The sequence below is a fragment of the Amycolatopsis japonica genome (assembly GCF_000732925.1).
In the GTDB taxonomy this organism is placed as follows: Bacteria; Actinomycetota; Actinomycetes; order Mycobacteriales; family Pseudonocardiaceae; genus Amycolatopsis; species Amycolatopsis japonica.
Genome location: NZ_CP008953.1, coordinates 8,643,928 through 8,661,365, shown reverse-complemented (window position 1 = coordinate 8,661,365; position 17,438 = coordinate 8,643,928). Strand labels below are relative to the sequence as shown.

Genomic DNA, 17,438 nt, shown 5'->3' with positions numbered 1-17,438 from the left:
CTCGAAGCTACTAGCTTTCCCAGACGCGTGAGGGCAGTTCTTTCCGCACGATCGGGACGACGTCGGCGGCGAAGAGCTCCAGGACGTCCCGCGCCTCCCCGGCTTTCAAGCCGTCGACCGACACCGCCTGCACCTCGTGCCCGAACGACGCGTGGTAGTCGCCGATCTTGTCGATCACCTGTTCCGGGCTCCCGACGAGCGCGGAACCGCCGGCGATCTTGTCCTCCAGCGTGGCGAACTCCGACTTGTTGTGCTGATACGCGGGCGTCTTCATCAGCGCCTCGAAATACGGCCGGTACCCGTCCAGCGCCTCCTGCGAGGTTTTGGCCACGTAGAGCCCGCCCGCGCCGGAACCGACGAGCGCGTCCGCCGGATCATGGCCGTACTCCGCCCACCGCCGCCGGTAGTGGTCGATCAGATCGGCGTACTTCTTCTTGGGGTGGAAGCCGTTCGCGGTGAACAGCGGATCGCCGAACTTCGCCGCCAGCTCGGTCGATTCGGTGCTCGACGCGCTGCCGTGCCAGATCCGCGGCCGCGCGTGGAACGGACGCGGCTGCGTCGTGACGTCGGTCAGCGGGGCGCGGAACTCTCCCTCCCACGTCACGCCCTCCTCCAGGAACAGGCGGCGCAGCAGGGCGAACTTCTCCGCCTGGTACTCCCATTGCCGGTCTTCTTCGAGGCCGAACAGCGGGAAGTGCCGAGGATCGTTGCCCTTCCCGATCATGAGTTCCAGCCGGCCGCCGGAAAGCTGATCGAGCGTCGCGTAGTCCTCGGCGACGCGCACCGGGTCGAGCACGCTGATCACGGTCAAGGTGGTTAGCAACCGGACCCGTTTCGTGCGTTCCGCGACCGCCGCGAGGATCACCGGCGGAGCCGAGGAAAGGAACGGTTCGCCGTGCCGCTCGCCGACGCCGTACGCGTCGAAGCCCAGTTCCTCGGCGAAGATCGCCTCGTCGACGACCCGGCGCAGGCGTTCGTGCTGGGTCGGCGTCGCACCGGTCGTTGGGTCGGGATGGTTGGCGACCAGGGAGAAGAGCCCGAACTTCATCGTGTCTCCAAGGGTTTCCGGCCGGGGATGGCGGCGAGCAGCTCCCGGGTGTAGTCCGCGCTCGGCCGTTCGAGGACGTCCCTCGCCGGGCCGAGCTCCACGAGTTCGCCGCCGCGCAGCACGCCGACGGTGTCCGCGATCTGCCGGACCACGGCGAGGTCGTGCGAGATGAACAGGTAGGTCAGGCCGAGTTCGTCCTGCAGGTCGGCGAGCAGCCGCAGGATCTGCGCCTGCACCGAGACGTCCAGCGCGGAGACGGGTTCGTCGGCGACGATCAGCTCCGGGCGCAGGGCGAGCGCCCGGGCGATGGCCGCGCGTTGCCGCTGCCCGCCGGACAATTCGGCCGGCTTCCGCTTCAACACCGAAGACGGCAGGGCGACTTGGTCGACCAGCTCGGCCGCCCGCGCCCGGCGTTCCGCCTTCGTGCCGGCGCCGAACGCCCGCAGCGGCTCGGAGATGACGTCCTCGATGCTGAACTTCGGATTCAACGACGCGTATGGGTTCTGGTACACCAGCTGGAACCGGCGCCGCAGCCGTCGCAGCTCCTCACCGCGCAGCGTCGTGATGTCCTCGCCGTCGAATTCGACGGCACCGTCGGTCGGCGTCTCCAGCCGCAGGATCATCCGCGCGGTGGTCGACTTGCCCGAACCGGATTCGCCGACCAGCGCGAGCGTCCGGCCGCGGGCGATGTCGAACGAAACGTCGTCGACCGCTCGGACGGTCCCGAAGGTCTTGCCGAGGCCACGGACGGACACCAGGACGTCGGACGACGGCGGTTTCGGCTCCCTCAGCGGGGTGTCGGACAGACTGGGCGCGGCGGCGAGCAGGTCCTGCGTGTACGTCTGCGAGGGCGCGGCGAGGATCTCGCCGGTCGTGCCTTCCTCGACGACGCTTCCTTGTGACAGGACGACGATCCGCGACGCGCGATCCGAGGCCACACCGAGATCGTGAGTGATCAGCAGGACCGCGGTGCCCGCTTCGGCGGCGAGTTCTTCGAGGTGGTCGAGGATCTGCCGCTGCACGGTGACGTCGAGCGCGCTGGTCGGCTCGTCGGCGATGATCAATTTCGGCCGCCCGGCGAGTGCGGCCGCGATCAGCGCGCGCTGCCGAAGCCCGCCGGACAGCTCGTGCGGATACTGCCGCGCCCGCGTTTCCGGATCGGCGATCCCGGCCTTGCGCAGCAGCTTCACCGCCTCCGTACCGGCGGTGCGTTTGTCGGCGAGACCGTGGATCAGCAGCACTTCCGCGACCTGGTCACCGATCCGGTGCACGGGATTGAGCGACACGGTCGGATCCTGCGGGACCAGCGCGATCTCGCGGCCCCGCACCGAACGCCAAGCGCGGTCGGAGAGTTTCGTGAGGTCACGGCCGTCGAAGGTGATCTCGCCGCGGTCGATCCGCCCGCCGCGGGGCAGCAGGCCGATCGCCGCGTGTGCCGTCGTGCTCTTGCCGGAGCCGGACTCGCCGACCACCGCGACGATCTGTCCCTTGTGGACGGAAAGCGAGACGCCGTCCACGGCGGTCACGGATTTGTAGGAAACCGCGAGATCGCGGATGGTCAGCAGCTCGCTCACCGCACGTCTCCTTCGATCGCTCTGGACAGCCGGTTCGCGGACAGCACCACGGCCGCGACGGTGAGTCCGGGAAAGGTCGTCATCCACCAGGCGGTGGCGAGGAAGCCGCGGCCGTCCGCCACCAGCGAGCCCCATTCCGGGGTCGGCGGGGTGGCGCCGTAGCCGAGGAAGCTCAGCGCCGACACCTCCAGCACCGCAGTGCCGAAGGTGAGCGTCGCGAGCGCGAGTACCGGGCCGAGGGCGTTGGGCAGCACGTGCCGCCCGAGCACGCCGGTCCAGCGCACACCGCCCGCCCTGGCCGCCTCGACGAACACGCCACTGCGGACCCGCAGCACTTCGGCCCGCATCAGCCGGGCGAACTGCGCGAGGTTCGCGACCCCGACCGCGATCGCGACATTGGTCGTCCCGAAGCCGAGCGCGGTGACCAGCGCCAGCGACAGGAGAATCGACGGGATCGCCAGCAGGACGTCGACGCAGCGCATGATCGCCGAATCGAGCGCGCCGCCGCGGAACCCGGCGAGCAGCCCGAGCGCGGAACCGGCGACCAGCGCGACCACGACGGCGATCACGGTCGCCTGCAACGAAAGCGCGGCGCCGTGCACGACACGGGCGAAGATGTCGCGCCCGGTCTCGTCGGTACCGAAGAGATGGCCGAGCGACGGCCCCTGCATCTTCTCGGCGGGGACGCCGGCGAGCGGGTCCTGTCCGGTGAAGAGGCCGGGCGCGACCGCCGACAGCAGGGCGAAGGCCAGCACGGCGATCGCGAGGATCAGGCCCGGCTTGCGCCCGGTGCGCACGAGAACGTCAGGCATCGGCCGTCTCCCGGTGTCGGATCCGCGGGTCGAGCAGGGGATAGACGAGGTCGACGAGCAGGTTGATCACCACGAACACCAGCGCGGCGAGCACGATCACCGCCTGCACCACCGGGATGTCCTGCGCGGTGACCGCCGACGACGTCACGCGGCCGAGGCCGTCGCGGGAGAACACGGTCTCGGTGATCACCGAACCCGCGATCAGGTTCCCGGCGACCACGCCGGCGATGGTGAGCGTGGGCACCGCCGCGTTGCGCAGGAGATGTCCGAAGTGGACTCTCGACCGGCTGGCCCCTTTCGCCAGCGCGATCTCGGCGTAGGGCTCGGCGAGCTGCGTGCGGAGGCTTTTCGCCAGCACCTGCCCGATGATCGCGCCGGTCGGGATGGCGAGCGTGATCGCGGGCAGGATCAGCGACTCGAAGCCGTTCGAACCCAGCGCGGGCAACAGCCTGAGCTGGAAGGAGAAGAACTGCACGAGCAGCAACCCGACCCAGAACGGCGGCAGGGAGATCCCCAGCGGTGGCAACGCGAGCAGGAGGTTGCCCAGCCACCGATGCCGCGTGAGGGTGCCGGCGAACGCGATCCCGCCGCCGAACAGGATCGCGAGCACCAGGGCGAAGCCGGTCACCGCCAGCGTCGGCGGCAGGGCGGAGACGACCATGTTCGTGGCGTCGTCCCCCGTCGCGATCGAGCGTCCGAAGTCCCCTTGGAGTGCCGCGAGCAGCCGCTTTCCGTACTGCAGCGGCAAGGGGTCGTCGAGTCCGTACTCCGCCTTCGCCGCGGCGAGTTGTTCCGGCGTCACCGAAAGACCGGCCTCGCCCCCGCCGAGCTTCGCGCTGACCGCGTCGCCCGGCAGGAGGTAGAGGATCACGAAGGACACGGTGAACGCGGCCCACAGTACGAAGACCGCCTGCAGGATCCGCCGCAGCAGATACCGCGTCACGAGCCGGACAGCCAGGCGTCGAACAGCTGAAGCCGGGACGACGCCTCGAAACCGACGCCGTGCGCGTTCGGCCCGTGCGCCAGCACCTGGGTCAGCTCGAACACCGGCGCCGAATAGCCGTGCTCGATGATCGCGCGCTGCGCCTCCTCGGCCGCGGGCTTGCGTTTCGCCGGGTTCACAGTGGACGACTGCGCGTCGAGCGGCGCGTCGACGGGGTTGCCCGCGGACAGTTTGCTGCGGTTGTTCGCCTTGGTGGAGAACAGGTTGCGCAGGATGTCCGGATCGGCGCGGGTGGTGTTGTACCAGAGGTACTCGTAGTTCCCGCTCTGCGTGATCTGCACGCTCTCGGCCGTCGTGCGCTGCTCGATCTGAAGATCGAAGCCGATCTTGCGCAACTGCTGCTGCACGAGTTCGAGCACGCTCTTGTTCTGATTGAACACCAGGGAGAAGACGACCTTCGCGGTCAGCCGCTGCCCGTTCTTGGTGCGGATCCCGTCGGGTCCGGGGAGCCAGCCCGCGCTCTCCAGCAGCGCCGTGGCGCCTGCCGGATCGTAGGCGAGCAGCGGGGAAAGATCGGTGTAGAACGGTGTCGCCGAGCCGAGGATGCTGGTGGCGGGCTTGTAGTTCGGGGTCAGCACGGTGTTGGTGACCTCGGGCCGGTTGATGCCCTTGACCACCGCCTGGCGGACCTTTTCGTCGGTGAGCACGCCCTTGGTGACGTTGGCGTGCAGGTTGAACACGACGCCGGGGTTCGGGCGCGTGGGCTCGGTGAAACCGTTGCCGGTGAACTGCGGCTCGTCGACCGGCTGGACGTCGGTGATCGCGTCGAGCTGGGCGGACGCGAGACTTCCGGTGCGTACACCGGGTTCCGGCACTATCTTGTAGGCGATCTTGTCGAGGTACGCTTCGCCCTGGTGCTTGAACAGCGACGAACCCCAGTTGTAGCCCTTGCGTTTCGCGAGGACGATCTCCTGATTCTGCTTCAGGCTTTCGAAAACGAACGGGCCGGAGCCGATCAGGCCGTCACCCTGGCAACGCTGGTCGGCGGTCTTCTGGTACGCGGCGGGCGCGAGGACACCGAGCGACATCGTCGAGCTGGCCTGCAGGAACTGTGCGCTGGGAACGGAGAACTCGATCTTCACCGTCTTCGGGTCGACGACCGTCGTCCCCTTGTAGACGGCCAGATAGCCCGAGCCGAGCTGTGATTTCGGGCCGAGCGCCTTGATCGCGTCGAAGCTCGTCTTGACCGCGGCGGCATCGACCGGGCTGCCGTCGGAGAAGGTCGCGCCGTCACGAAGGTGGAAGGTGAACGCGGTCGAATCCGCGTTGCTCTCCCATTTTTCGGCCAGCCACGGCTTGATCTCGCCGGTGGCCGGGTCTTGATCCGTCAGCGAATCGACCAGCTGACGGCCGACGTTGAGCGACGCGTTGGTGCCGACCTGTTGCGGGTCGACGCAGTCCGGGCTCGACGAGATCCCGAGTCGCAGCGTGCCACCGGGTTTGGGCGGCCCGGCGTCGGCGCCCGTCGCACCACCCGCGGAGGAGCAAGCAGTGACGACGATCGCGGTGAGGGCGAGTAAGGAAGTGGCGGCGGTACGGGACACCGGGTGGCCTCCAGCGGGGAACGGGGGCGCTTTCTCTTGCGCCTACCCGAATCACGCTAATCACGGCCTTGAGCCCCGCCCACATGCTGAACCCGGCTCCCAGCCCGCGAAACGTCCCACGTTTCCGCTTGACAGTGCCGAAAGTACGTGAAGGCCCCCTTCATGTACCTAGGCGCAAGGAAGGGGGCCTTCATGTACTTGCGGGGTCTAGCAGCGGTTGAGCATGTCCGTCAGCGCGGTCTTCTCCGCCGACTTGATGCTCAGCTTGTACTTGTACTTCACCGTGGTCCACATCTTCGCGTAGGTGCACCAGTAGCCGACGGTCGGCGGCTTCCAGGCGTCCGGCGACTTGTCGCCCTTCTCCTGGTTGACGTTGTCCGTGACGGCGATCAGCTGCGGCGCGCTGAGGTCGTTCGCGAACGCCTGGCGCTGTGCGGTGGTCCACGAAGACGCCCCGGTGCGCCACGCGGCGGACAGCGGGACGACGTGGTCGATGTCCACATCGGACGCAGCGGTCCAGGTGGCCCCGTCGTACGGACTGAACCAGCTGCCGGAGACGGCGGCGCAACTGCTGTCCTGCTGAACGTTCGTGCCGTCCCGCTTCAGCACGACCTCACGCGTGTTGCAGCTGTTGCCCTGGTCGGACCAGTGCGGGAACTTGTCGCGGCTGTACCCGGTCGACGAACCGTCCGGCTTGACGGTCAGCGCGGCGAGCTGGGTCTTGGCGGTCGAGGCCGACGGGATGCCCGGGGGTGTCGCTTCGGCGACACCCACCACGCCCGCGGAGACGATCGCCGAGACGGCGAGAACGGTGAAGGAGCGACGAACAGCAAGCGCAGTTGGCATATTGCTGCCTCCGTGTCAGGTTTGGGGACCTGGTCACCATGCGGCACCGATATGACCCACGCAACACCATCGGATGACACTCTGCTGGCTATTCGTGAACGGAGGGTGTCACGAGCAGGTAGGACAGGGTGGCCGTCGCCGAAAAATCTTCGGAAAGTCCAGCTGAAGGTTCTGAGCCGAACGGCCTAATCCAGCCCGCGCACCAGCCTGAGGTCCTCAGTGTGCCGGTACCAGGTCCACCGGCTCATCGCCCGCGGATGCGCGACGCCGTCGCTGCTCGGCCGCGTCGGGATGCAGCCGAGCTGGAACGCCCGCGCGTACTGCGTCGAAGGCCGCTTGAACAGCGTCCCCTTGGTCACCCGCACCATCAGCCCCGGGCCGCTCGTGTCCGGCTCGACCTCGATCGAGCGCGCGGGGCCGCGCAGGACGGTGTGCTCGTCGCAGTAGGCCACCCCGCGGATCATCCCGATCACCCCGCGTCCGACCAGCACGCCGCCGGTGTCGTCGCGGATCAGCGGCACCGGGTCGACCTCGCCGCGCAACGCGAGCGAGAGGGCGCGCAGCGGCTGCGTCGGCAGGCTCCAGATGCGGGCGACGTCGGAGTCCGGCGAGGAAGGCACGAAGCCGAGCGACACGCCCGAGAGCTGTTCTTTTCGTAACAGCCGCAGCGCGACCGCCGCGAGGTCGGCATCGGTGCCCGCGACCACGAGATGATCGTGTTCCCCCAGCAAGGGGTCGATATCCGCCTTGCCGGGACGGCTCGGGACGTGCACCATTTCGACGTCGTCGATCTCCGGGAGTGTGGGCTCGCCCTCCGGACAGACCACCACTATTCCGCGCACCCGAAGGCCCTCCGTTACGCTCATGCACCGGCATTTACCAGCGCCAAACCACAAGTCGCCGAACACCTGGAGTGTCACATGCCGGCCATCGTGCTGATCGGGGCCCAATGGGGGGACGAGGGCAAGGGCAAGGCCACCGACCTGCTCGGCGACCGCGTCCAGTGGATCGTGCGTTACCAAGGCGGTAACAACGCGGGCCACACCGTAGTCCTTCCCGACGGGCAGAACTTCGCCCTCCACCTCATCCCGTCCGGGATCCTCACGCCGGGCGTCACCAACGTCATCGGCAACGGCGTCGTCATCGACCCGGGCGTGCTGCTCGACGAACTCGCCGGGCTGGAAGAACGCGACGTCGACACCAGCAAGCTGCTGATCTCCGCCGACGCGCACTTGATCATGCCGTACCACGTGGCGATCGATAAGGTCACCGAGCGTTACCTCGGCAGCCGCAAGATCGGCACCACCGGCCGCGGCATCGGCCCCTGCTACCAGGACAAGATCGCCCGCGTCGGCGTCCGCGTGCAGGACCTGCTCGACGAGAAGATCTTCCGGCAGAAGGTCGAGTCGGCACTGGAGTTCAAGAACCAGGTGCTGGTCAAGGTCTACAACCGCAAGGCGCTGGACGCGAACCAGGTCGCCGACGAGGTGCTGGCCGCGGGCGAGAAGTTCGCGCACCGCATCGCCGACACGCGCCTGCAGCTCAACCAGGCCCTCGAACGCGGCGAGACCGTGCTGCTCGAAGGCTCGCAGGGCACCCTGCTCGACGTCGACCACGGCACCTACCCGTTCGTGACGTCGTCGAACCCGACCTCCGGCGGCGCGAGCGCGGGTTCGGGCATCGGCCCCGGCAAGATCGAGACCGTGCTGGGCATCCTCAAGGCCTACACCACGCGGGTCGGCTCCGGCCCGTTCCCGACCGAACTGGACGACGAGTCCGGCGAGTACCTCCGCAAGCAGGGCGGCGAGTTCGGCGTCACCACCGGCCGCTCGCGGCGCACCGGCTGGTTCGACGCGGTCATCGCGCGCTACGCGGTGCGGGTCAACGGCATCACCGACTACTTCCTCACCAAGCTGGACGTGCTGTCCGGCCTGGAGAAGGTGCCGGTGTGCGTCGGCTACGAGGTCGACGGGTTCCGCACGTACGACATGCCGATGACGCAGACCGACGTGCACCACGCGCTGCCCATCTACGAAGAGCTGCCGGGCTGGTTCGAGGACATCTCGGGCTGCCGCACCTTCGAGGAGCTGCCGGCGAACGCGCGGGCGTACGTCGAGCGGCTCGAAGAGCTCTCGGGCGCGCGGATCTCGGCGATCGGCGTGGGGCCGGGCCGGGAGCAGACCATCGTGCGGCACGAGTTCGTCTGACCCCCTTCGCGTGCTAGGAAAGGTCCTTTCCTTGCAAATTTTGCAAGGAAAGGACCTTTCCTAGCGTCTTAAGCGAGCGAAGTCTTCACCGGCGTCGGGTTCCGGAACAGGTCCAGCACCGGGCAGTGCTCGTCCACCTGCCGCTTCAGGTCCTCGTAGACCTCCGCCCCGGCGGGCCCGCTCAGCTCGACCGAAACGCGCACGTCCCCGAAGCCCGGCCGGGTCTCCGAGAATCCGAAGAACCCGTGAAGGTCGATGTCGCCGTCCACGGTCACCTGCACGCCTTCGAGCGGCACACCGAGCTTCGCCGCCCAGAACTGGTACGTGATCACCTGGCACGAGCCCAGCGCGGCGAGCGCATACTCGACCGGGTTCGCCGCGGTGTCGGTGCCGCCGAGCGCGGCGGGCTCGTCGACGGCGAACGAGTGGTCGCGCACCCGCACGTCCACCCGGGTCGCGGTCCCGGGGTTCAGCGCGTTGGCGACGCTGAACGAGACGGCGGCGTTGCGCGGGTCGGCGTCGACGGCGGTCTTGGTTCCTTCGATGACATCGGTCAGCGACATCGGGTCTCTCCAGGATCGAAGTGTCGGACGCCGCCCAGGGTGGGCCAACACCGCGATCCGCGCGCATGATCCCAACTGGTGAACGGCGAAATATCCGCGAGGCGCCGTCGTTGCCGTCGAACATGACCATCGGAGTGGCACTCCCGTCCGGGGACACCGCGGACGCAGTCAACATCGTCGACGAACTCGTCACCCAGACCCGGCAGGCCGCCGACGCGGGGCTGACGTCGGTCTGGTTCTCGCAGCAGATGGAGCACGACGCGATCACCGTCGCCGCCCTCGCGGGCCGGGCCGTCCCGGGCGTCACCGTCGGGACGAGCGTCGTCCCCATCTACCCGCGGCATCCCTTGCTGATCACCGGTCTCGCGCAGACGGCGCAGGCCGCCACCGGGGGCCGCTTCGTCCTCGGCCTGGGAACCGGCGCGAAGAACTGGCTCGAACCGGCGTACGGCATCGAGTACCCGTCGCCGATCAAACACCTTCGCGAGTACCTCACGATCCTCCGTCAGGTGCTCGACGGCGGCGAAGTCGACTTCCACGGCGAGACCGTCCGGGCGCACGCCAAGGGTTTCGCGGCCTCGCTTTCCGTCGCGGGGTCTTCGGACGTCCCGGTGATCGTCGCCGCGATGGGACGGCAGGCGCTGCGCGTCACCGGCGAGCTCGCCGACGGCACGATCCCGTTTCTCGCCGGGCCGAAGGCCCTTTCCGGGCTGATCGTCCCGGAGATCACCAAGGCCGCCGCCGGTCGTCCGGCGCCGCGGATCATCGCGATGGCCCCGGTCGTCGTGACCGACGATCCCGAGGCCGTGCGCGCCGCGGTCGACCGGCAGTACGCGTTCTTCCGCGACATCCCGTCCTATCGCGCGGTCTTCGACGCCCAGGGCGTGGATTCCGCCGGTGAGCTGGTGATCGCGGGGGACGAGGAGACCGTCGCCGCCGAGATCCAGCGGTACTTCGACGCAGGGGCGACCGAGGTCGTCGCTGCACAGAGCGGCATCCGGAACAGCGAAGAGCGGCTTCGCACCTGGCAGGTTCTCGGAGACCTCGTGAAGCGCTGACGCTCGTGTCATGAAAGGGCCGTTCAGGACATTTATCGTCCTGAACGGCCTTTCATGTCATTCAGGGGCCCAGTGGCCTTGCTCACAGCGTTCGGATTGTGCATACTCGTGCGCATAGCGAACACAGCTGGAGGTCCCCATGTCCCCTGCCGCGGCCCGTTCGTGGGTGGTCCCACTCGCCTGGACGGCGGTACTGCTCGACGGATTCGACCTGGTCGTCCTGGGCACGGTGCTGCCCGCGCTGCTCCGTGACCACGTCTGGGGCCTGACGCCGGGCACCGCGTCGGTGATTTCAACGGTCGGCCTGATCGGCATGACGATCGGCGCGCTGGCGATCGGCACGATCACCGACGTCATCGGCCGCCGGAAGGCGCTGATCATCGCGGTCACCGCGTTCTCGGCGTTCACGGCGCTCTGCGCGATCTCGCCGTCGGCGTTCGTCTTCGGCCTGCTGCGCTTCCTTGCCGGGCTGGGCCTCGGCGGCTGCCTGCCGACGGCGATCGCGCTGGTCACCGAGTACGCCCGCAAGGGCAAGGGCGGCAGCGCGACCACCACGGTGATGACCGGCTATCACGTCGGCGCGGTGCTCACCGCCCTGCTCGGCATCTGGCTGATTCAGCCGCTCGGCTGGCGGGCGATGTTCGTCGCGGGCGCACTGCCCGCGCTCGTGCTGGTCCCGCTCATGATCAAGTACCTGCCGGAGTCCGAGTCCTTCGAGCGGGCGCGGGAGACGCAGGAGAAGTCGGCGACCGAGGTCGTCGGCGGGCTGTTCCGCGGCGGGCTCCTGCGCGCCACCATCGCGTTCTGGGTGACGTCGTTCATGGGCCTGCTGCTGGTCTACGGGCTCAACACCTGGCTGCCGGAGATCATGCGCCAGGCCGGGTACCCGCTGGGTGCGGCGCTCGGGCTGCTGCTCACGCTGAACCTCGGCGGTGTCGTCGGCCTGCTCGTCGCCGGCCGGGTGGCGGACAAGGTCGGAGTCCGCCCGGCGGTGATCTTCTGGTTCCTCGGGGCGGCCGTGTTCCTCGCCCTGCTGAGCGTGAAACTGCCCGCCGTCGGCCTGTACGTGGCGGTGTTCCTCACCGGCGGTTTCGTGTTCAGCGCGCAAGTGCTCGTATACGCGTACATCGGCAAGACGTATCCGGACGTCATGCGCGCCACCGGGATCGGCTGGGCGGCGGGTGTCGGCCGGGTCGGTGCGATCTGCGGCCCGATCCTCGGTGGCGCGCTGCTGAGCGCCGGGATCGCGTATCCGTGGGGTTTCTACGCCTTCGCCGGAGTCGGGGCGTTGGGAGCGGCCGCGGTGACCGGAGTCCGAGCCGGCCGCTCCCGGGAGAACGTCTCCGCTACCCCAGTTCCTTGAGTTCCTTTTCCACGGCGGCGAGTTCCTCCTCGGAGCCCTGCACCTTCGGACCCGTGAACCACTTGCGTGCCGAGGCGAACCACCACACCGCCGCACCACCGAGTACGACGAGGAAGGCGATGGGCGTGTAGTTGAAACTGTCGATGGTGACCGGTGATCCCTGCGGAAGCATGAACAGTACGAAGATGAAGCAGACCCAGACGGTCGCGATGGTCCCGACGAGCTTGCCCCAGCGGCCGAGGTTCCACGGTCCTGGCTCGAAGTCGTCGCCCTTGCGCACCCGCAGGAACACCGGGATCACGTAGGCCACGTAAAGCCCGACGACGGCGATCGAGGTCACCGCCGCGTAGGCGGTCGCGCTCCACAGGTACGGCAGGGCGAGCAGGAGCGCGCCGCCCGCGGCCAGCCACACCGCGTTGGTCGGTGTCTGGGTGCGCTTGTTGATGCGGTGCCAGAACTTCGAACCCGGGATCGCGCCGTCGCGGGCGAAGGCGTAGATCATCCGCGAGTTCGCGGTCACCGACGCCATCCCGCAGAACAACTGGGCACCGATACAGATGAGCAGGAGGAACTTGCCGGTCGTCGCGCCGGTCGCGTCGATGAAGATCTGCGCGGGCGGCACCCCGGTCTCGGATTCCACGGCGCCGTCGTAGTCCTGGATGGCGAAAGTGAGGCCGATCAGCAGCACCCACCCGGCGACCAGGGAGACGAGGATCGAGTTGATGATGCCGCGCGGCCCGGCCTTCGCCGCGTTCTTGGTCTCCTCGGTCATATGCGCCGAGGCGTCGTAGCCGGTGAGCGTGTACTGCGCGACGAGGAGCCCCAGTAAGAAGACGTAGACCGGGGACGCCCAGCCGGTCTTGTTCACGAACTCGCCGAAGACGAAGGACGCGTCCTGGTGCTTGGCGGGCACGACGATCAGCACCCCGACGATGACCAGCACGCCCACCAGATGCCACCACACGCTGATGCTGTTCAGCAGCGCCACGATCTTGACGCCGAAGGTGTTCAGCAGACCGTGGATCACCAGGATGATCGCCAGCAGCAGGATCGTGTTGCCCGGCGTCGCCTCGAAGCCGAACTGCAGGTCGAGGAAGGCGTTCAGGAACAGCGCCGCGCCGAAGTCGATCCCCGCGGTGACGGCGATCTGCCCGATGAGGTTGAACCAGCCGGTGAACCACGACCACGCCGCGCCGTTGCGCGGAGCGAGCTTCGCGGCCCAGTAGTAGAGGCCGCCCGCGGTCGGATAGCTGGAGCAAACCTCGGCCATGCCCAGTCCGACCAGGATGACGAACAGGCCGACCAGCGGCCAGCCCCAGATCATCGCGGCGGGGCCGCCGGTCTTCATGCCGAACCCGTAGAGGGTCAGGCAGCCGGAGAGGATCGAGATGATCGTGAAGGAGACGGCGAAGTTGGAGAAGGTCGACATCGTGCGCCGGAGTTCCTGCGCGTAGCCGAGTTGGTGGAGCCGGGCACTGTCTTCGTCGGCGGGTTCTGCGGCCTGCTTGTCAGAGACATCCATCGGGCACCCACTTAAAAGGTATGCGGACAGACCATTGAGATCCGCCGAAATTAGGCCCGCCGACCTGCGCATGTCAAGGTCCCGTCAAGAAACCCGTCCCCAGATGTCAGGAAAGGGTCGTTCAGGACGAAGAACGTCCTGAACGACCCTTTCCTGACACTCACCGTCAGAAGCGCGCGAGCAAGGAGGCCTTGATGCCGCCGGTCAACTCACGACCGCGAGAGCTCAGCGCCCCTGGAACGCCTTCACGGCCTCCAGCGCCGTGTCCGGGTGGTCGGCGAAGTACCCGTCGACACCCGCCTTCAGGAACGCTTCCTGCTCGGCGAACGCGTTGCCGTACTCGGCGAGGTTCGCCGACGAACGCAGGTTCTGCGGGAGGAAGTTGTTCTCGTTGCGGAACGTGTACGGCCCGACCTTCAGCCCGGCCTTGTGCGCGTCGGCGACGAGCTTGGTCGGCTGCCCCAGCGCGCCGTTCACCACCGGGATGACCTGCGCCTTCTCCGGGCCCAGGTAGTCCGCGTACTTCGAGATCTCCTTCAGTCCCGCCGGCGTCACGAGGTCGGCGTACGTCCGCGGGTCACCCTTCGCGACGAAGTCGGCCGGAGCGCCCGACGCCGAGGTCAGCTGCAGCAGCGGCACCCGCACCTGGCGCGAGAGCTCGATCAGGTTCGACACCTCGAACGACTGGATGATCACCGGCGCCTTCGGGTGGTTTAGCCCGTTGCGCTTGAGCAGCTCGACCAGCTTCGGCTCGGTCGGGTTCTTGATCGACGAGAAGTAGGTCGAGTGCTTGATCTCCGGGTACGTCCCCAGCTCGCGGCGCAGTTCGCGGCCCAGGCGGCGCGTCAGGTCGAGCACCTCCTGGTAGGTGGCGATCTGGTAGCGGCCGTCGTAGATCTTGTTGTTCGGCCGCAGCTGCGGGATCCGCTCGGTCGCGCGCAGGGTCTTCAGCTCGGCGAGCGTGAAGTCCTCGGTGAACCAGCCGGTGAACGACGTGCCGTCGATGACCTTCGTCGTCTTCCGGCCCGCGAACTCGGGGTGCTTCGCGACGTCGGTGGTCCCGCCGATCTCGTTCTCGTGCCGGGCGACGAGCTGGCCGTCCTTGGTGGGCACGAGGTCGACGTCGACCCAGTCGACGCCCTGGCGGTAGGCGAGCTCATACGAGGCGAGCGTGTGCTCCGGGCGGTAGCCGGGGGCGCCGCGGTGTCCGACGATCACCGGCCCATCGTGGCCCTTGGCCGACGCCGACACATCTCGGGCACCCGGCTCGGCGGCGCCGGCCAACCCGGTGACACTGAGTACGGCGAGTCCGGACAGGGCGAGCACGCCCAGGCGCTTTCGCATGGTGGATGACCTCTTTCGCTTGAACTCGGGGTACCGCGCCACCCTTGACGCAGGAGGCGTCCGGACGGCGAAGACGGACCGGCGGAGGCCTGACCGCCGGGTGAACGCCGGATGGAACCACCCGCTCGAGGACGGCGACGTGTTCGGGGCTCACCGGCCCGGTTACCCTGTGCGTCGTGCGCGTACTGGTAATCGGGTCCGGCGCCCGTGAGCATGCACTCGTCCTCGCGGTCGCGGAAGACCCTTCCGTCACCGCACTGGCCTGTGCCCCGGGCAACGCCGGCACCTCTTCGGTGGCCGAGCAGCTCGGCGTCGACGCGGCCGACCCCGAATCGGTCTCCGCCCTCGCGAAGCAGTGGCAGGCGGACCTGGTGGTGGTCGGTCCCGAGGTCCCGCTGGTGGCGGGTGTCGCCGACGCGGTCCGGAAGGCGGGCATCGCCTGCTTCGGCCCGTCCGCGTCCGCGGCCAGGATCGAGGGCTCGAAAGCCTTCGCGAAGGACGTCATGGCGGCCGCGAAGGTGCCGACGGCGCACTGCGAGGTCGTCGACAACCCCGCCCGTCTCGATGCCGCGCTCGGCCGGTTCGGCCCCACCTGGGTGGTCAAGGACGACGGTCTCGCCGCGGGCAAGGGCGTCGTGGTCACCACGGACGTCGACGTCGCGCGCAAGCACGCCCTGATGCTGCTCGACGGCGGCCACCCGGTGCTCCTGGAGTCGTTCCTCGACGGTCCGGAAGCCTCTCTCTTCTGCTTCGTCGACGGCCGCACGGTCGTCCCGCTGCTGCCCGCGCAGGACTTCAAACGCGTCGGCGACGGCGACGCGGGCCCGAACACCGGCGGCATGGGGGCGTACGCGCCGTTGCCGTGGGCGCCGAAGGACCTGGTCGACGACGTCGTCGCCCGGATCGTCCAGCCCGTGGTCGACGAACTCGACAAACGTGGCGCCACCTTCTCCGGCCTGCTCTACGCCGGTCTCGCGCTGACTTCCGAAGGCCCGCAGGTCATCGAGTTCAACTGCCGCTTCGGCGACCCGGAGACCCAGGTCGTCCTGGCGCTGCTGCGCAGCCCGCTCGGCAAGGTCCTGCACGCGACGGCGACCGGCAAGCTCGCCGAACTGCCGCCGCTGGACTGGGATTCCGGCGCGGCGGTCACCGTCGTGCTCGCCGCCGACGGCTACCCCGGCAAGCCGAGGACCGGCGACGTCATCACCGGTGGCGAGCTGGAAGGCGTGCTCCACGCCGGCACCCGCCGCCGCGACGACGGCGCCGTGGTCTCCTCCGGCGGCCGCGTGCTGTCGGTCGTCGGCACCGGCAAGAACCTGAAGGCCGCCCGCAAGGACGCCTACGCGACGGTCGAGAAGGTCCACTTGGCCGGCTCCCACCATCGCACCGACATCGCCCTGCTCGCCGCCAAGGGAGAGATCGCCACCCCGGTCTCGTGAATTCCGGACGGAACCGCTCCGGTCCTTGGTGCGTCTAACCCGGTATTTCCGGCAAAGCTTAGGCAGCCGATACATCCGCGTTGGTAGCCTCAGACAGGACGAACGGTCACCGTGCGCAGTGTCCAAGGGGTGGGGAATGGCAGCATCGGGCAAGGTCCAGGACCTCACGTCGGCGGTCCCGACGCCACCGTCGGTGGCCGACATCAGAGTCGATCCGTCGAAGCTGCTCGAAGTGGCGAAGATCGTCGAAGAGCAGGTCGACGCGTTGCAGGACAAGCTCATGACGCGGCTCGACCAGCTGCGGATCGACACTCCGGCCAACGACACCGTGAGCGTGCACGCGACCGACGTGTGGAACTCGCTGGTGGCCGACGGCGACCAGTCGTACGCCGCGCAGGTCCGGGCGTACGTGGCCGGTCTGCGGGGATTGGTCAGCCAGCTCCGCACGGCGGCCAAGGAGTACAAGACCAGTGATGCGGACAAGGCGGCCGCTCTCGGGGACCGTGGTGTTCACCGGGCGTAGGCCCCGTGTGCTGGTGTCCGGCGGCGTGCTCACCCTCGCCCTGGCCGGATGTACCACGGACACGGGCGGTCAGCCGTTCCCGAACGAACCCGCGCTGGCTTCGGCCACGCAGGGTGCCAAGGCGTCCGCGCTGCCCGCCAGGCCCGCCGAGTTGACCCTCCAGGGTGTCGATCCGTGTGTCCTGCTCGCCGATCCGCAGCTCGACCGGCTCAAGATCAACAGCAAACCGCGCCCGGCCGCGGAACCGATCGACGGCCCGACCTGTGTCTTCGACGCCGACGCCGAACAGCCTTTCCACAGTTACTACGTCCGCACGATCACCGCGGACGTCGAAGAATGGTTCACCGGCAAGCGCCGCAAGAACAGCATGACGACGGAACCGACGCAGGTCGACGGGTTCCCCGCCATCAGGAACCACCGCGACACCGGCACGCCGGGTGATTGCGAAACGCTCGTCGGCGTCGCGAAAGGACAGACGCTGGCGGTGCGGGCCGTCACCATCACCGCGGGCGCGTTCACCATGCCGCAGCTGTGCGAGAAGTCCGCACTGGCGGCCGATTTGGCTTTGCAGACCTTGAAAGCACGCAATTAG

16 protein-coding genes are annotated in these 17,438 nt (G+C 68.4%); 6 read left to right on the top strand and 10 right to left on the bottom strand.

Translation table 11 applies throughout. The features are described 5' to 3' along the window. Positions 1–10: 10 nt before the first annotated feature. The 7 genes from AJAP_RS40325 to AJAP_RS40295 all read right to left on the bottom strand — a co-directional run bounded on the left by AJAP_RS40325 (position 11) and on the right by AJAP_RS40295 (position 7,693). Positions 11–1,048, bottom strand: a complete 1,038-nt coding sequence (locus AJAP_RS40325; protein ID WP_038521515.1) for an LLM class flavin-dependent oxidoreductase — start codon at positions 1,046–1,048, stop codon at positions 11–13. Then, positions 1,045–2,622 (bottom strand): dipeptide ABC transporter ATP-binding protein, encoded by a 1,578-nt coding sequence (locus AJAP_RS40320; RefSeq protein ID WP_038521513.1) that lies wholly within the window; start codon positions 2,620–2,622, stop codon positions 1,045–1,047. The genes AJAP_RS40325 and AJAP_RS40320 overlap by 4 nt, the downstream gene beginning before the upstream one ends. After that, a complete protein-coding gene (locus AJAP_RS40315) occupies positions 2,619–3,434 on the bottom strand; it encodes an ABC transporter permease (RefSeq protein ID WP_038521510.1) in 816 nt (271 codons plus the stop codon). Before AJAP_RS40315 ends, AJAP_RS40320 begins: the two co-directional genes overlap by 4 nt. Continuing rightward, positions 3,427–4,377 (bottom strand): ABC transporter permease, encoded by a 951-nt coding sequence (locus AJAP_RS40310; protein WP_038521507.1) that lies wholly within the window; start codon positions 4,375–4,377, stop codon positions 3,427–3,429. The genes AJAP_RS40315 and AJAP_RS40310 overlap by 8 nt, the downstream gene beginning before the upstream one ends. Further along, positions 4,374–5,981, bottom strand: a complete 1,608-nt coding sequence (locus tag AJAP_RS40305; RefSeq protein ID WP_038521506.1) for an ABC transporter substrate-binding protein — start codon at positions 5,979–5,981, stop codon at positions 4,374–4,376. The genes AJAP_RS40310 and AJAP_RS40305 overlap by 4 nt, the downstream gene beginning before the upstream one ends. A gap of 207 nt (positions 5,982–6,188) precedes the next feature. After that, positions 6,189–6,827: a GmrSD restriction endonuclease domain-containing protein gene (locus AJAP_RS40300; protein WP_038521503.1), complete on the bottom strand. Its 639-nt coding sequence runs from the start codon at positions 6,825–6,827 to the stop codon at positions 6,189–6,191. Between the two features lie 185 nt (positions 6,828–7,012). Continuing rightward, positions 7,013–7,693, bottom strand: coding sequence for a hypothetical protein (locus AJAP_RS40295; RefSeq protein WP_228694811.1), 681 nt, complete (start codon positions 7,691–7,693; stop codon positions 7,013–7,015). 54 nt (positions 7,694–7,747) lie between these two features. Between AJAP_RS40295 and AJAP_RS40290 the strand changes: the two genes are divergently transcribed. Next, positions 7,748–9,034 carry an adenylosuccinate synthase gene (locus AJAP_RS40290; RefSeq protein WP_038521497.1) on the top strand — a complete coding sequence of 429 codons (1,287 nt, stop codon included), beginning with the start codon at positions 7,748–7,750 and terminating at the stop codon, positions 9,032–9,034. Positions 9,035–9,102: 68 nt separating this feature from the next. Here the strand turns inward: AJAP_RS40290 and AJAP_RS40285 are convergent, their stop codons facing one another. Next, positions 9,103–9,597 carry an OsmC family protein gene (locus AJAP_RS40285; protein WP_038521494.1) on the bottom strand — a complete coding sequence of 165 codons (495 nt, stop codon included), beginning with the start codon at positions 9,595–9,597 and terminating at the stop codon, positions 9,103–9,105. 122 nt (positions 9,598–9,719) lie between these two features. Here AJAP_RS40285 and AJAP_RS40280 point away from each other — a divergent pair, with 122 nt between their 5' ends. Beyond that, positions 9,720–10,655, top strand: a complete 936-nt coding sequence (locus AJAP_RS40280; protein ID WP_038521492.1) for an LLM class F420-dependent oxidoreductase — start codon at positions 9,720–9,722, stop codon at positions 10,653–10,655. Positions 10,656–10,794: 139 nt separating this feature from the next. Then, a complete protein-coding gene (locus tag AJAP_RS40275; RefSeq protein WP_038521489.1) occupies positions 10,795–12,018 on the top strand; it encodes an MFS transporter in 1,224 nt (407 codons plus the stop codon). Here AJAP_RS40275 and AJAP_RS40270 read toward each other — a convergent pair. Both AJAP_RS40270 and AJAP_RS40265 read right to left on the bottom strand, forming a co-directional pair. Continuing rightward, complete coding sequence (locus tag AJAP_RS40270) at positions 12,002–13,540, bottom strand: amino acid permease (protein ID WP_038521486.1); 1,539 nt, start codon at positions 13,538–13,540, stop codon at positions 12,002–12,004. The genes AJAP_RS40275 and AJAP_RS40270 overlap by 17 nt on opposite strands. Positions 13,541–13,765: 225 nt before the next feature. After that, a complete protein-coding gene (locus tag AJAP_RS40265) occupies positions 13,766–14,884 on the bottom strand; it encodes a glycerophosphodiester phosphodiesterase (protein ID WP_038521484.1) in 1,119 nt (372 codons plus the stop codon). Between the two features lie 176 nt (positions 14,885–15,060). On the opposite strand from AJAP_RS40265, the gene purD reads away from it, so the two are divergent. The 3 genes from purD to AJAP_RS40250 all read left to right on the top strand — a co-directional run bounded on the left by purD (position 15,061) and on the right by AJAP_RS40250 (position 17,438). Beyond that, positions 15,061–16,323 carry a phosphoribosylamine--glycine ligase gene (purD, locus tag AJAP_RS40260; RefSeq protein ID WP_038521481.1) on the top strand — a complete coding sequence of 421 codons (1,263 nt, stop codon included), beginning with the start codon at positions 15,061–15,063 and terminating at the stop codon, positions 16,321–16,323. Positions 16,324–16,459: 136 nt separating this feature from the next. Further along, positions 16,460–16,846, top strand: a complete 387-nt coding sequence (locus AJAP_RS40255) for a PE domain-containing protein (protein WP_037334617.1) — start codon at positions 16,460–16,462, stop codon at positions 16,844–16,846. After that, positions 16,797–17,438: a DUF3558 domain-containing protein gene (locus tag AJAP_RS40250; RefSeq protein WP_228694809.1), complete on the top strand. Its 642-nt coding sequence runs from the start codon at positions 16,797–16,799 to the stop codon at positions 17,436–17,438. Before AJAP_RS40255 ends, AJAP_RS40250 begins: the two co-directional genes overlap by 50 nt.